This is a genomic window from Rhodococcus sp. NPDC056516 (assembly GCF_042794655.1).
Lineage (GTDB): Bacteria > Actinomycetota > Actinomycetes > Mycobacteriales > Mycobacteriaceae > Rhodococcus_F.
On the sequence record NZ_JBHTTG010000003.1, the window covers coordinates 42,104 to 56,036 of the forward strand.

The 13,933-nt window shown below is 60.0% G+C and carries 11 protein-coding genes; 7 read left to right on the plus strand and 4 right to left on the minus strand.

Going from position 1 to position 13,933, the window contains the following annotated elements; genetic code table 11:
- Positions 1-3 precede the first annotated feature (3 nt).
- Positions 4-1,179, plus strand: a complete 1,176-nt coding sequence (locus ACFQ6Y_RS09500; protein ID WP_378532076.1) for an MFS transporter — start codon at positions 4-6, stop codon at positions 1,177-1,179.
- On the opposite strand, the gene ACFQ6Y_RS09505 is transcribed toward ACFQ6Y_RS09500, so the two are convergent.
- The 3 genes from ACFQ6Y_RS09505 to ACFQ6Y_RS09515 all read right to left on the minus strand — a co-directional run bounded on the left by ACFQ6Y_RS09505 (position 1,146) and on the right by ACFQ6Y_RS09515 (position 4,287).
- Positions 1,146-1,874: an aspartate/glutamate racemase family protein gene (locus tag ACFQ6Y_RS09505; protein ID WP_378532079.1), complete on the minus strand. Its 729-nt coding sequence runs from the start codon at positions 1,872-1,874 to the stop codon at positions 1,146-1,148. The genes ACFQ6Y_RS09500 and ACFQ6Y_RS09505 overlap by 34 nt on opposite strands.
- A gap of 5 nt (positions 1,875-1,879) precedes the next feature.
- Positions 1,880-3,454 carry an NCS1 family nucleobase:cation symporter-1 gene (locus ACFQ6Y_RS09510; RefSeq protein WP_378631451.1) on the minus strand — a complete coding sequence of 525 codons (1,575 nt, stop codon included), beginning with the start codon at positions 3,452-3,454 and terminating at the stop codon, positions 1,880-1,882.
- Positions 3,455-3,561: 107 nt separating this feature from the next.
- Positions 3,562-4,287, minus strand: a complete 726-nt coding sequence (locus ACFQ6Y_RS09515; protein ID WP_378631453.1) for a GntR family transcriptional regulator — start codon at positions 4,285-4,287, stop codon at positions 3,562-3,564.
- Positions 4,288-4,482: 195 nt separating this feature from the next.
- On the opposite strand from ACFQ6Y_RS09515, the gene ACFQ6Y_RS09520 reads away from it, so the two are divergent.
- Both ACFQ6Y_RS09520 and ACFQ6Y_RS09525 read left to right on the plus strand, forming a co-directional pair.
- Positions 4,483-6,819 carry an ATP-binding protein gene (locus ACFQ6Y_RS09520; RefSeq protein WP_378631455.1) on the plus strand — a complete coding sequence of 779 codons (2,337 nt, stop codon included), beginning with the start codon at positions 4,483-4,485 and terminating at the stop codon, positions 6,817-6,819.
- An 88-nt stretch (positions 6,820-6,907) separates the two neighbouring features.
- The gene (locus ACFQ6Y_RS09525) at positions 6,908-9,268 is read left to right on the plus strand and encodes an ATP-binding protein (protein ID WP_378543037.1); all 2,361 of its coding nucleotides are present in this window, start codon (positions 6,908-6,910) and stop codon (positions 9,266-9,268) included.
- A 401-nt stretch (positions 9,269-9,669) separates the two neighbouring features.
- Here the strand turns inward: ACFQ6Y_RS09525 and ACFQ6Y_RS09530 are convergent, their stop codons facing one another.
- Positions 9,670-10,209 (minus strand): C40 family peptidase, encoded by a 540-nt coding sequence (locus ACFQ6Y_RS09530; RefSeq protein ID WP_378532089.1) that lies wholly within the window; start codon positions 10,207-10,209, stop codon positions 9,670-9,672.
- A 300-nt stretch (positions 10,210-10,509) separates the two neighbouring features.
- Here ACFQ6Y_RS09530 and ACFQ6Y_RS09535 point away from each other — a divergent pair, with 300 nt between their 5' ends.
- From ACFQ6Y_RS09535 to ACFQ6Y_RS09550, 4 genes are all read left to right on the plus strand, one after another.
- The gene (locus ACFQ6Y_RS09535) at positions 10,510-11,403 is read left to right on the plus strand and encodes an alpha/beta fold hydrolase (protein ID WP_378631457.1); all 894 of its coding nucleotides are present in this window, start codon (positions 10,510-10,512) and stop codon (positions 11,401-11,403) included.
- Positions 11,404-11,643: 240 nt separating this feature from the next.
- On the plus strand, positions 11,644-11,925 hold the full coding sequence (locus tag ACFQ6Y_RS09540) for a DUF6412 domain-containing protein (RefSeq protein WP_378532093.1): 282 nt from the start codon (positions 11,644-11,646) through the stop codon (positions 11,923-11,925).
- Between the two features lie 111 nt (positions 11,926-12,036).
- Positions 12,037-12,990 (plus strand): membrane protein insertase YidC, encoded by a 954-nt coding sequence (gene yidC / locus ACFQ6Y_RS09545; RefSeq protein WP_378631459.1) that lies wholly within the window; start codon positions 12,037-12,039, stop codon positions 12,988-12,990.
- 51 nt (positions 12,991-13,041) lie between these two features.
- The gene (locus ACFQ6Y_RS09550) at positions 13,042-13,917 is read left to right on the plus strand and encodes an oxidoreductase (protein ID WP_378631461.1); all 876 of its coding nucleotides are present in this window, start codon (positions 13,042-13,044) and stop codon (positions 13,915-13,917) included.
- Positions 13,918-13,933: the final 16 nt, after the last annotated feature.

Consider the following 13,933-nt stretch of genomic DNA (forward strand, 5'->3'; position numbering starts at 1 on the left):
GTTGTGAAGTCGAAATTATTGATTCCCGTTCTGGCATTGGGCGTATTCGGAATCATCACCACCGAAATGGGGATTATCGGAGTTCTGCCCCAGGTCAGCGACAAGTTCGGCATCACCGCGTCCGATGCAGGATGGTTGGTCGGTGTGTTTGCGCTCGTCGTGGCGGTGACCGGTCCGTTCACGACGCTTTTCACTTCGGGAATCAACAGGAAAACCGTTCTGCTGGTGGCGATTGCAGTCTTCGCGGTTTCCAATCTGGTGTATGCGACAACGTCGAGTTTCGAGGTGATGTTTGCTTTCCGGATCATCCCCGCCGTCGTTCATCCGGTCTTCTTCGCTCTCGCGCTCGCGAGTGCGGTTCGTCTGGTGCCACCAGAGGAGGCAACTACTGCGGTCACGAAGGTGTTTGCCGGTGTCACCGTCGGATTTGCGTTCGGTGTGCCGTTGACGTCGTATCTGGCCGAGAATTTCACGGTGTCGACAGCTTTCGTTTTCGGCGCCGTGGTCAATGTCCTCGCGTTTTTCGGAATTCTGACACTTCTGCCCTCGACCCCGGTGACACAACGCATTTCCTACGGCGCGCAGGTCGGAATACTTCGACGGCCCCGCGTGTGGTTGACCATTCTTTCCGTCACGTTCGTCTTCGCAGCCATGTTCTCGGTGTACGGATACTTCGCCGAATATCTCGGCGGGGTGACCGGAATGAGCGGATCGTGGATCAGCGCGATGCTCTTGGCTTTCGGTGTCGTGATGATCTTCGGGAACTTCGTTTTCGGCGCGATGCTCGGAAAGAATGTGGTGCGAACGGTGGTGGCTTTCCCGTTGCTCTACATCGTCGTGTACGTCGTGATCTATCTGGTGGGGCCGTACTTTGCCGCGATGACTGTTGCCGTGTTGGTGTGGGGCATGGTGCATTCCGGTGGACTGGTCGTTTCGCAGAGTTGGATGGGACGAGATTCGGTTGATGCACCTGAGTTCGGTAACAGCCTGTTCATTTCGTTCTCCAATCTGGGGATCACGCTCGGAACAGCGACAGGCGGCCTGTTTCTCTCGCATCTCGGAACACGGCAATTGGTCTGGGCCGGAGTCTTGTTCGCTGCCCTCGCCCTGGCAATGATCATCGCTCGATTGTCGCTCGGGCGGGTTCACAACGAGAACGGCGCCAAGGTGCCGGCGTAGTTCTTGGGAAGTGGCCGCGAGAACTCACCGCGCGTACTGGTCGACAAACCAAGCGTGATCAAGGATTGAACCATCGTGACGGCAGCGGCAACGCCGTCCACTACCGGCACCCCCAGTTCGGCAGACAGTTCCTGGCAGAGGTCCGCCATACCTGCACAACCCAGAACGAGGACGTCCGAGTCGTCTCGTTCCAATGCGTCGAAGCAGGCTTCCAGGATCACTTTTCGCGCATCGGGATCACGATCGAGTTCGAGAACCGGAATCTCGCAGGAGTGGATACCCCGGCAGCGGGCCTGCATCCCGTAACGGTCCACCAGGTCGGCAGCGCGGCCACGGGTTCGGCCGAGGGTGGTCACAACGCTGAAGCCACGGCCCAGAAAGCCTGCGTAGTTCATCGCCGCCTCGGCGATCGCAACCACTGGACCCCTGGCCAGTTCGCGGGCTGCGTCCAGACCTGGATCCCCGAAGCAGGCGATGACGTATCCGTCGACACCGTCCTTCTCGCCGGACGCGACCTCGGCGAGAATCCCTGGGACGCTGAGAGCTTCGTCGTAGTGGCTTTCGATCGACGCGGGTCCCATGACAGGGCTGACAGCCTCGACGAATGTGCCCGGACCGGCGACGGCTCGGGCACATTCCTCGATCTTGGCGGTCATGGCCCACGTGGTGTTGGGGTTGATCACCTTGATTCTCATGACGTTCAGTCGACCGTCGCGGTTTCCGCGGAGGAAGCATTACGGACAGCCAGGGGGGTACGCGTGGCGAGCAAGTAGTAGACGGCAAATCCGAGTCCGCAACCGATGAACCAGCTGTACTGTGCTGCCGTGTACATCCCGGTGAGATCTTTGGCCAGCACCGGGACCATCGCGACGACTGCTCCCACGATGGTTGCGATCACTGCGGCCGGGTTGTATCCCTTGCTGTACCAGTAGGTTCCGGTAGGTGACATGCTGAACAGTTCGTCCACGATCACCTTCTGCTTGCGCACGAGGTAGTAGTCGGCGATCAGGATTCCGAACAGCGGACCGATGAACGCTCCAAGGGTTTCGAGCGTGTAGTGGATGACGTCCGGATTGTTGTAGAGGTTCCACGGGGTGATGAGGATCGAGCCGATCGCTGCGATCATTCCGCCGGCACGCCAGCTGATCTTCTGTGGGCTGACGTTGGAGAAGTCGAAGGCAGGGGAGATGAAGTTGGCGACGATGTTGATGCCGATCGTGGCGATGGTGAAGGTGAGTGCGCCGAGGACGATGGCGAAGGTGCTGTCGATTCGTGCCACGGTTGCAACTGGATCGGTGATCAGTTCGCCGTACACCGGCAGTGTCAACGATGCCGTGACGACAACCAGCACCGAGAACACGAGGAAGTTGACCGGCAAACCGAGGAAGTTGCCCTTCTTGACTGCAGCGAACGACTTCCCGTAGCGGGAGAAGTCGCCGAAGTTGAGCATCGGTCCGGAGAAGTACGAGACAACCAGAGCGACAGCACCGAGCATGACGGGGACGGCGTCGAACCCTGAGTACTTGACGTCGCCGAGCGTGAGATCGATTGCGCTCCAGCCTGCCTGGTAGATGAGGTAGCCGCACAGCATGAACATCACGACATACACTGCCGGCCCGCAGAAGTCGATGAACCGACGGATCGACTCCATGCCTCGCCAGAACACGCAGGCCTGCAATACCCACAGCAGCATGAAACTTCCCCACCCGAGAGCGGAGAGTCCGGCGAATCCGTAGTCTTCGACGACGGCATAGGGCGCGAGTGACGGAAAGAGTTTGATCAGTACTACATCGAGCGCTGCCGAAGCGAGGAAGGTTTGAATCCCGTACCAAGCCACGGCAATCAGGCCACGGATTATTGCCGGGATGTTCGCGCCGAGAACTCCGAACACGCTGCGGCAGATCACCGGATACGGCACGCCTGTGGCCTGGCTCGGTTTGGCGACGAGATTGCAGAAGAAGTAGACGATCGTGATACCGAGCAGCAAAGCGACGAGTACTTGCCAGCTGGCCAACCCCAGTGCGAAAAGGCTACCGGCGGTGACATATCCACCGACGCTGTGTACGTCGGACATCCAGAAGGCGAAGATATTGTACGACGACCAGGTCTGCTTGCGAAGCGGCGCCAGATCCTCATTGGTCAATCGTGGGTCGTAGCCGGGCTTGATCAGTCCGCTGCCGACCGGGTGACCCGCAGCTTCGACCAGGTCACCTGGGCCGGTTTCCATTGCGGGAGTAGGTGTAGAGGTCGTTCGAGAGGGAAGAATGTCGGTCATGACAGCTCCTGTGCATCAGTGCAGGAAATCAGCGGACAGAGCACAAGCTCTCAGCGTCAGTGATGAAAACCGTGTCGAGGGAAAGGTATCGACGCTGTGTTGCACAGTTATTGCGCGATCGGTATATCTTTTTCGGACAGTAGACCGGTGTTTGTGGGCAGAGTCGCGATCACGGTATTGAGTCGGCGATGATGGATTTCGGACGCACTCAGAAGGGCGGCTGCGTCCCGGTGCAGGAATGCGTCCAGCATCGCGGTGTGATCCGAGTGCAGAACCTGGCGATCGATGCCGGCAACATGGACCATCGGCTGAACCGGTTCGGTGATGTTCCAGGCAGCTTCGAACATGTGCAGAAGTCGAAGCATGTGCGAAGGTCGAGTCAGCGCGAGGTGAAAGTTTCGGCTCTCGCAGTGATAGGACTGAGAGTCGTCGTAGCGCAATGCGATCTCCAGACGGGAGTTCACCTCGACGGCGTGTTCGTGATCCTCCTCGGTTGCCTGCTCGACCGCGACGGCCAACGCAGCTGATTCCAGAGTTTCGCGGACGATGTACATCTCTCGCAATTCCGCCGGCGTCAACTGAGCAACGGTGTAGCCGAATTGATGTCGGTGGTCGACCAAAGATTCTCCGACCAGGGTTTTCAGCGATTCGCGCACTGGTATTCGGCTGACACCGAACACATCAGCCACCTCGCCCAGAGGAATCGGGGTACCCGGAGGCGCCGAACCGGACAGAATCACTCGCCGCAGTTCGTCGAGAATCGCTTGTTGTGGACTACCGGGAGCATCGATTACCAGTTGCGTCAGCAGTACCGATCTACGGCGCGGCGGCATGTCGCTCTCCCTTCGTGTATTGCCAGCGTAGAAATACGTTGTTTCGCCCGCGTGACACCGGTGTGGCCGTCGTGAATCGCGCACTCGAAGGGGAACATGAGTGATCCGATCACAAGCGAAAGTGAGTGCTGCTCAGGAGGCCGATCGTGGGCGTAGCGTTGTTGTGTAGTGGTATGGCAGAAAGCGAGTCGGTCGATGGCATCCGCTGTGCGCTCAGAAGCCGACCAGCGAGTTGTCGGTAACTTGCCCTTGGAGCTGACAAGTTTTGTCGGTCGCCGGCGCGAGTTGGCCGACGCCAGGAGATTGTTCGAGACGTCCCGTTTGTTGACACTGACCGGGATCGGTGGCGTCGGCAAGACACGGCTCGCGATCCCACTTGCGGGAGCGTTGCAACGGGTGTTTCGAGATGGTGCCTGGTTGGTGGAACTGGGGGAGCAGACAGATCCTGATCTCCTCGAAGATTATGTCGCCGTGACCCTTGGTGTCCGGTCAGTCTCGTCGCCGGACCCGCTGCAGGCATTGATCGACTACTGCGCCGATCGGAGTTTGCTCTTGGTGCTCGACAACTGTGAACATCTGGTCGATGCAGTTGCGCTGTTCACCGGGGCGATTTTGCGTCGATGTGCCGGTGTGAAGATCCTCGCGACGAGCCGCGAGTCGTTGGGTGTGGGTGGTGAAGCGACGATGCGGGTTCCCTCCCTCAGCACCCCGCTGCAGTATGACTCGGGAGTGCCCGAGGGGCTGGCTCGATACGAATCCGTGTCACTGTTCACCGAGCGTGCGGCCACGGTAGTTCCAGGCTTTGTCCTCACGGATGGGAACAAGCTTGCTGTAGCCCGTATCTGCCACGATCTGGACGGCTTGCCGTTACCGATCGAACTGGCGGCAGCTCGCCTGCGTGGTATGTCTGCCGAGCAGATCATGAACAGGCTCTCGGATCGATACCGACTTCTGACAACGGGTGGACGCGACGTTCCGAGTCGTCAACAGACGCTGCGATTGTCGATCGATTGGAGTTACGACCTCTGCTCGTCATTCGAACAACAGTTGTGGGGGAGGTTGTCGGTGTTTTCGGGTGGGTTCGACCTCGACGCCGCCGAGGGCGTGTGTGGACAGGATATGAATTCGACCGAAGTGCTCGATCTCGTCACCGCGTTGGTCGAGAAGTCCATCCTCATTCGTGAGGAAACCAACGGGGATGTTCGCTACCACCTCCTCGATCTTCTCCGGGAGTACGGACATGAAAAGTTGGAGTCCGCCGGTGAGTATTCCGATCTACGTCGAAGGCATCGTGATTGGTTCGAATCCCTTGTTGTACAGGCTGATTCCGAATGGATCAGCAGCGCGCAGGCGAGGTGGATCGAGTGGCTGAGTCGTGAGCAGCGTAACGTGTACGAAGCGCTGGAGTTCTCGATTTCGACGCCGGGTCAGGCACGGTCTGCGACACGAATGGTCGCGGCGTTGTACCGATTCTGGCTCAACGGTGGGCGGATCGGTTCGGCGAGGCGCTGGGTGGATCGGACCCTGAGCGCCTCCGATGGAGAGTCGGACATGTATCGCCTGGAAATTCTGTGCATCGATGCTGTGGCACACGGCATGCAGGGTGATCTCGTTCGCGCACGCGGACAGGTCGACGAGAGTTGGCGCCTTGCCGAGGTCATCGGAGACGTGCGCTCGCGAGGCCTGGCCGGATGGGCTGACGGATATGTCGACGCGTTCAATGGCGAATTCGACACTGCCACCGAGAAGTTGGAACTTGCCGTAACGCTGTTCCGATCAGCTGAGAATCTGCAGCACGAGGTGATCGGGTTGGGCACCCTCGGGCTCGCGTACATCTTCACCGGTGCTCTGGAGCGTTCTGTGGAGTGCTTCGACGAGTCCCTCGCGATCACCGCACCGCTGCACGAAGTGATGTATCAGGCGTCGACGTTAGCCAACCTCGGGCTTGTGGATTGGCTTCGGGGCGACCTCGCGCGCACTCGTGACCATTTGACGCGAAGTCTGCGGACCACCGACGCCTCGTTGAACTCCGCATGGTGTGTCGAACCGATGGCTTGGGTTGCGGCAGCGCAACGTGATTGGAAGCATGCAGCAGTTCTGCTCGGTGCCGCAGCGATGTTCTGGCAGCGGGTCGGGGGTCGACTGAGCGGGCTTTCGAGTTTGTCAGCCCATCACGACAGCGCTGCAAGTTCTGCTCGAAAGGCATTGGGTGATAATGCTTTCGAGAGGGAATTTCGCAGAGGATTCGAGATGGCCGAAGGTGAAGCTGTGGCTTATGCGCTCGACGAGCGTCGTAGCGCACCGGCTGCATCGCCGATCGACGCACCTCACTTGACCCGTCGTGAACAGCAGGTCGCCGAATTGGTGGCTCAGGGACTGACCAACCGTGCAATCGCGGAGCACTTGGTCATCTCGCTGCGCACGGCTCAGGGGCATGTGGAGCACGTGCTGACAAAACTGGGATTCACTTCCAGATCACAGATCGCGGCGTGGTTCGTCTCGACCGCGCAGGAGACCGACTCCCGAGGCTGAGAACGCGGGCAGAGGTGAGTGCTTCTCCGGGTGCAGTTCGCGGGGGTAGCGTTGATTCGTAGCGGAATCGCAGAAAGCGAGACGGTCCATGGCACCGGCTGTGCGCTCAGATGCCGATCAGCGAGTAGTCGGCAACTTGCCGTTGGAACTGACGAGTTTTGTCGGTCGACGGCGTGAGTTGGCCGATGCCAGAAGATTGTTCGAGTCGTCCCGTTTGTTGACACTGACCGGGATCGGTGGCGTGGGCAAGACACGGCTTGCGATCCGACTTGCGGGAGCGTTGCAACGGGTGTTCCGAGACGGTGCGTGGTTGGTCGAACTGGGTGAGCTCTCGGATGCGGATCTGCTCGAAGACCACATCGCCGCGACTTTGGGTGTGCGGCCGGTTTCCTCGTCTGGCGCACTGCAAGCACTGATCGACTATTGCAGCGATCGGAGCCTGCTGGTGGTGCTCGACAACTGTGAGCACTTGGTGGATTCGGTTGCCAGGTTTGCCGCGACCGTCTTACGCCGGTGTGCCGGCGTGAAGATTTTGGCGACCAGCCGCGAATCGCTGGGGGTCGGTGGCGAGGTCACGATGCGGGTTCCCTCCCTCACGACTCCGGAACTTCGGGGGCCGAGCGCTTTCGACGGACTGGCCCGGTACGAGTCCATTCTGTTGTTCGCGGAACGAGCCGCAACAGTGGTGCCGGGGTTCGTACTGAGCGAAGAGAACCGGAATACCGTTGCCCGTATCTGCCACGATCTGGACGGCTTGCCGCTACCGATCGAACTGGCGGCAGCTCGCCTGCGTGGTATGTCTGCCGAGCAGATCATGAACAGGCTCTCGGATCGATACCGACTTCTGACAACGGGTGGACGTGACGTTCCGAGTCGTCAACAGACGCTGCGATTGTCGATCGATTGGAGTTACGACCTCTGCTCACCATCCGAACAACAGTTGTGGGGGAGGTTGTCGGTGTTTTCGGGTGGGTTCGACCTCGACGCCGCCGAAGGTGTGTGCGGGCAGGATATGGGTTCGAACGAAGTGCTTGATCTGATTACTGCTTTGGTCGAGAAATCCATTCTCATTCGTGAAGAGATCGACGGTATCGTTCGCTACCATCTCCTCGACCTGCTCCGGGAGTACGGGCGGGAAAAACTGGAATCCACCGGGGAACAGCTTGAACTGTCTCGCCGACAGCGTAATTGGTTTGAAGATCTTGTCGTCCGTGCCGAATCCGACTGGATCAGTTGCGGTCAAGAATCATGGGCCGCGAGGCTCGGTCGCGAACAACACAATCTGAACGACGCGCTGGAATTCTCGATTTCTACCGCTGGCGAGGCGCGGTCTGCGACTCGTATGGTCGCCGCGTTGTACAGATTCTGGTTGTCCGACGGATTGATCGGCCAGTTGCGGTATTGGGCTGATCGAACACTGAGCGTCCCAGACGCTGGGCCTGACATATTTCGCGTGGATGTTCTGTGCGTAGACGCCGCGGCGCATGCGATGCAGGGCGATGTTGTTCGCGCGCGCGAATTGATCGACGAGGGCCACCGCCTTGCCGAGGCTCTGGGGGATGTGCGCTCGCGGGCGCTGGCGGCTTGGGCAGACGGGTACATCGACACGGCCGCAGGAGAATTCAGCAATGCCACAGTGAAATTGGAAACTGCCGTGTCGTTGTTTCGGCTCGACGAAAATCTGCAATACGTCGTCATCAGTTTGGACACCCTCGGTCTTGCATACATCCTTGCCGGTGAACTGGAGCGGTCGGTACAGTGTTTCGACGAGTGCATCGAGATCACCGAGCCACTGCACGAAGTCACATATCAGGCACACGCGTTGGGGTTTATCGGACTCATCGCTTGGCTTCGCGGCGACTTCGAGCGCGCGAGTGAGTATTTGACGCGCAGTTTGCAGACTGACAAATCTTCGATGAATGCGGCGTGGTGCATCGAACCGTTGGCGTGGACCGCGACAGCACAACGTGATTGGAAGCAAGCAGCGATTCTGCTCGGCGCCGCAGCGATGTACTGGCAGAAGATCGGGCAACCGCTCACCGGATTCCCGGGATTGTCGCGTTTCCGTGAGAACGCCATGGAGGTTGTTCGAAAGGCTTTGGGTGAAAGTACTTTCGACAAGAATTTTCACCGGGGAACGGGGATGACCGAGGGCGAAGCTGTGGCATACGCGCTCGACGAGCATCGCACCGCCGAAGCTGCATCGTCGATCGACGTGATTCGACTTACTCGTCGTGAGCAGCAAGTTGCGGAACTGGTTGCTCAGGGGTTCACGAATCGCGCTATCGCAGAGAGCCTCGTCATTTCGGTACGCACGGCTCAGGGGCATGTGGAGCATGTGCTGACGAAATTGGGCTTCACCTCCAGAGCGCAGATCGCGGCGTGGGTGGTGTCGACTGCGCCGGAGCGTGACTCGCGCGATGTCAATGGTTCAACAGACCGGAACTGAAGTCCGATCGCAGTTTTCCCCGGTCGTCGCAGCACAGGCAGAACACCGGGTATCGCTTACCCACTTCCCTCCGTTGAAACGACACTCGCAGCGGACCCGACGCATCTACACGCGGAGATTCCGTGAGCAACGTGTACAACCACGGGCCCTCGTCCAATTCGACGATGGCGAGGACAGTCGCGGGATCGCCGCGAACCGTTCGCCAGGACACGACAGTGCCGTCTCCGCAACACCGCGTTACGTCCAACCGGGCCCCGCGACACCTGGTGCAGACGGCGCTTGCGGGGGAGAGGATGGCATCACATTCCGCGCAATGGGGGAGTGTCAAGCATTCGGATCGCGACGAATGTCCCGAATAGCGCTGCGATACAAGATGTTTCATCAGGCTTACGTGATACATGTCAGTAACGTCGGGCGAGGTAGTACGGCATCGAGTCCACGGGCGCGCGTTTGACCGACTCCCCAGACGTCGGGGCGTGAACTACTTGACCGCCTCCGGCATAGATCCCCACATGTTCCCCGCCGTAGTACAGGACCACGTCACCCGGCTGGAGGTCGTCCCGGGAAACCGGAGATCCGCCGACCGCCTGGTCGTAGGTAGTTCGCGGAATCGAAACGCCCGCTTGTGCATAGGCCCACTGAACGAGGCCGGAGCAGTCGAACGAGTCCGGTCCGGTCGCGCCCCAGACGTACGGGGCGCCGATCTTGGACTCTGCGGCTGCCAAGGCGCGGCCTCCATCCGAGGAAGCGAAAGCTGACACTTTCTCCGGATTCGTGACCGCAGAAACTCCGGCGATGTTCCAGTCCGGAAGCAAGGGTGCCTGAGCGTTTGCGGTGTCGATACTCACGGCGAGGGTCGTCAATGACAGAGCGCCGATGACGATGACCCTCCCGAGTGTGTTCTTCGTCGTGCGGGGGTTGGTGAATCGATGGTGCGACATTTCTCGTGTTGCCTTCGTGTCGATGCGTCCCGAAGCAGGTATTCAGCTGGGCGTGATCGGGCTTCGGCTTGTGACACACAGCCTGGTTTCGCATCGACGCGTTCGCGCCGGTCAGTTGGACGGGGTGCATACCTGTTTTTCGAGTGGCAGCACTTCGCGGCATTCCGCGAAATGTGACGCCGGAAGGAAGAAGTAGGTACCGATGTAGGTACCACGGTCGTCGCGGCGCCGGAGGGCGCACGGCAATATCGAGTTCGATACTTCATCCGAGGAAAAACCACACCTGAACTGGGATTTGACATGACCGTCGACGCACGCCGAACCGATGAATTCATCGAGTGGCGCACAGCCGTGGTCGATTCTCGACCTGTCGACTTCGGCGTCGGCGGATACGGCGAGACAGTGGTCTTTCTGCACGGGTGGGGGTTGTCGCCTCGTGCTTATCGATCTGCCCTTGCTGCTGTTGTTCACCGGGGATACCGGGTGATCGCGCCTGCGCTTCCAGGCCTTGGTGGCACGGCCGAGCTCGACCGAGCCGATCGCACCTTCGAAGGTTATGCCGCGTGGGTGACGCGGTTTCTGGACGCGGCCGGCGTTGCCGGCCCGGTGACCGTCGTCGGGCATTCGTTCGGCGGCGGTGTGGCGACAGTGGTGGCGCGGGATTTCCCCACCCGAGTCTCGCGCTTGGTTCTGGTGAACGCGGTCGGTGGCGGAATCTGGTCGAGTAGCGGCGGCCGGGAGCGCTCGATTCGTGAACGGCCGTGGTGGAACTGGTGTGGGTCGGCGATGGTCGAAGCGGCCGAGACGGCACACACTCACAGAATCACACAGTTTCCACTCGACGAGTTCGCGTTCAACGCGCTTCGCAACGTCGGTGCGGTGTGGCGAACGGGCAACCTCGCGCGGACTGCCGATCTCATCGATGCGCTCGAAGAGATTGCAGTCCGCGCGATGCCGGTTGTCGTGTTGTGGGGCGCCGGTGATCGTGTCATTCCGCGCGCGAGCTTTGATGCTGTCTGCGCTGCTTTGCATGATCCCGGGGTCCGTGAGGTTCGCGGTAATCACAATTGGCTGATCGACGATGCGGAGTTGTTCGGCCAGGTGCTGACGGAAGAACTGGCCGGTCGAGATGTCAATGCGCCAGTTCTGTTTCCGTCTCTCGCATCTTGTTCGACCATGCGGATTGCGCAGTGACCAGGCTGCCGGCGATCAGGGTGTGCGAGCACCCACACGTTTCGACATCCAGACGTGGCCGGACCCACGGACCGATCGACGACGCGTTGGCTGCGGTCGGACTGCGACGGCGGCACGGTCGGCTCGATCACGATCCTGCTCATAGATGGCTACGCGGACATGTCCGCGAGGAAAGCGTCTAGCTGGATCCGGTGGTCGTTCTGTACTCTCGCAGTCATGCAACAGCGGAGTACGGGGACAGTGACGCGATCACTGTTGCTGCTTCTGTTGCCGTTCGTCGCCCTTCTCGCAGTACCTCCGCTTGGTTCCTCGGGTAGCGCCGCGGTGCTGGGAACTGCGATCGCCGTCTTCGTGGTCGCTGCACTCGCAACCTCCTCGAAGTACGAACTTCTCCAACTGCGCGCGGTTTCGGCCGCCGGCCCGTCGGATGACGAACGCTGCCTGCGTGGCGCTTTCCGCAGGCAGAGCAGCCCGGACGCGCCTGGCCGTCCGCAACCTCGAGCACCCGGAATCGGTCTGTAGATCGGCCGTCGGCGGGGGTGAACTCGTCGTAGGTCGGTCAGACGTCTTGCGTCCACGACCATTCCGCGCTCTCGATTGCCTGAGCGTGCCTCTCGGTGAGGTTCATTCGTCATGCTCGATTTTGTCTACTACCCCGTGTCCGGAATCCTCTGGTTCTGGCACAAAGTATTCTCACTGATCTCCGGATCACCCGACAACGGCGTCGTGTGGGCGTTGTCGGTCGTATTTCTGGTCTTCACACTCAAGGCCTTGCTGTTCAAACCCTTCGTCAAGCAGGTCCGCACCCAACTGGTGATGCAGAAGCTGCAACCTCAGATAAAGGCGTTGCAGAAGAAGTATTCGGGTGACCGGCAGAAACTTACTGTCGAGATGGCAAAGCTGCAGAAGGAACACAACTACAGTCCGCTACTCGGATGCCTGCCGATGCTCGTCCAGGCGCCGGTGTTCATTGGTCTCTACCACGTCCTGCGATCATTCAATCGAACCGGAGCAGCATCCCACGTCCCATTTCTGAGCCCGACCGAACCGATGTCGGTGGCGGACAACGCGAACACGGCCAACTACTTCTTCAGCGCCTCGGACGTGCAGTCGTTTCTCGACGCCAAACTGTTCGGCGCGCCGTTGTCCGCCATGATTTCGAGTCCGGCAGCGCAGCTGGAAGTGTTCGGCGACGTCAGCCGGATCTCCATCATTCTGGTTGCCGTACCGCTGATGATTTTTGCCGCCGTCGCTACACATTTCACGTCGCGGGCGTCCATCGCGCGTCAAGTGGATACCGGAACCGTCAATCCTCAAACGGCAATCATGAACAAACTTGCTCTGTGGGTATTTCCGGTCGGTGTGATTGTCTTCGGCGCTTTTGCGCCCGTCGCGATCCTGCTCTACTTCGTGAGCAACAACTGCTGGACGCTGGGGCAACAGCATTTTGTGTACGGACGCATCGCGGCGGAGCAGAAGAAAGCCGAACTGTCGCCGACGCCCGCAGTGGCCACGCCCCCGGCACGTGGAGCGGGCGCCCCACCGGTGCCAGGAGCAAAGCCGATCCGGGCCAAGCGCAAGCGATGACCGAAAAATCGGCCCTCCCTACCGGCGGGTAAGGCACGTACGCTGGAATGCATGACCAAATGGACCGCAGAAGACGTAGTCGATCAGACCGGCCGCACATTTGTCGTCACGGGGGCGAACAGCGGACTGGGTGAGGTAGTCGCACGAGCGCTGGGCAAAGCCGGGGCCGACGTCGTCCTCGCCTGTCGCGACACCACGAAGGCCGACTCCGTAGCCGCCGAGATCGGGTCCAACGCGGTTGTCCGCGAGTTGGACCTCTCGGATCTGTCGTCGGTACGAGCCTTTGCCGACGCAACGGAGAAGGTCGACGTCCTGGTGAACAACGCCGGCGTGATGGCGGTTCCGTTCCGCCGGACCGTCGACGGATTCGAAATGCAGATCGGCACAAACCATCTCGGACACTTCGCGTTGACCGGATTGCTGAAAGACAAGCTCACCGACCGAGTCGTGACGATGTCCAGTGCTTTGCATCAGCTCGGGACCGTCGATCTGGACGATCTCAATTTCGAGCGTCGGAAGTACAACCGCTGGCTGGCCTACGGGCAGTCCAAGCTTGCCAATCTGTTGTTCACGTACGAACTTCAGCGCAGGCTCGCGGCTTCGGGATCTCCGCTCAAGGCGCTCGCTTCGCATCCGGGATATGCGTCGACGAACCTGCAAGGGCACACCGAGTCGATCCAGGACAAGCTGATGGGAATCGGCAATCAGATCTTCGCGCAGTCCGCGGAGATGGGTGCGCTTCCCGAACTATGGGCGGCAACCGCGCCGGATGCCTTCGGCGGCAGTTACATCGGACCGGATGGTCCGTTCGAGCAGCGCGGATATCCGAAGGTCGTGGGGTCGAACAAGAAGTCACACGACTCGAGGACCGCCGCGGGCTTGTGGACTCGGTCGGAGAAGTTGACCGGGGTGTCGTTCGGCATCTGATTCGGATACGACTGTG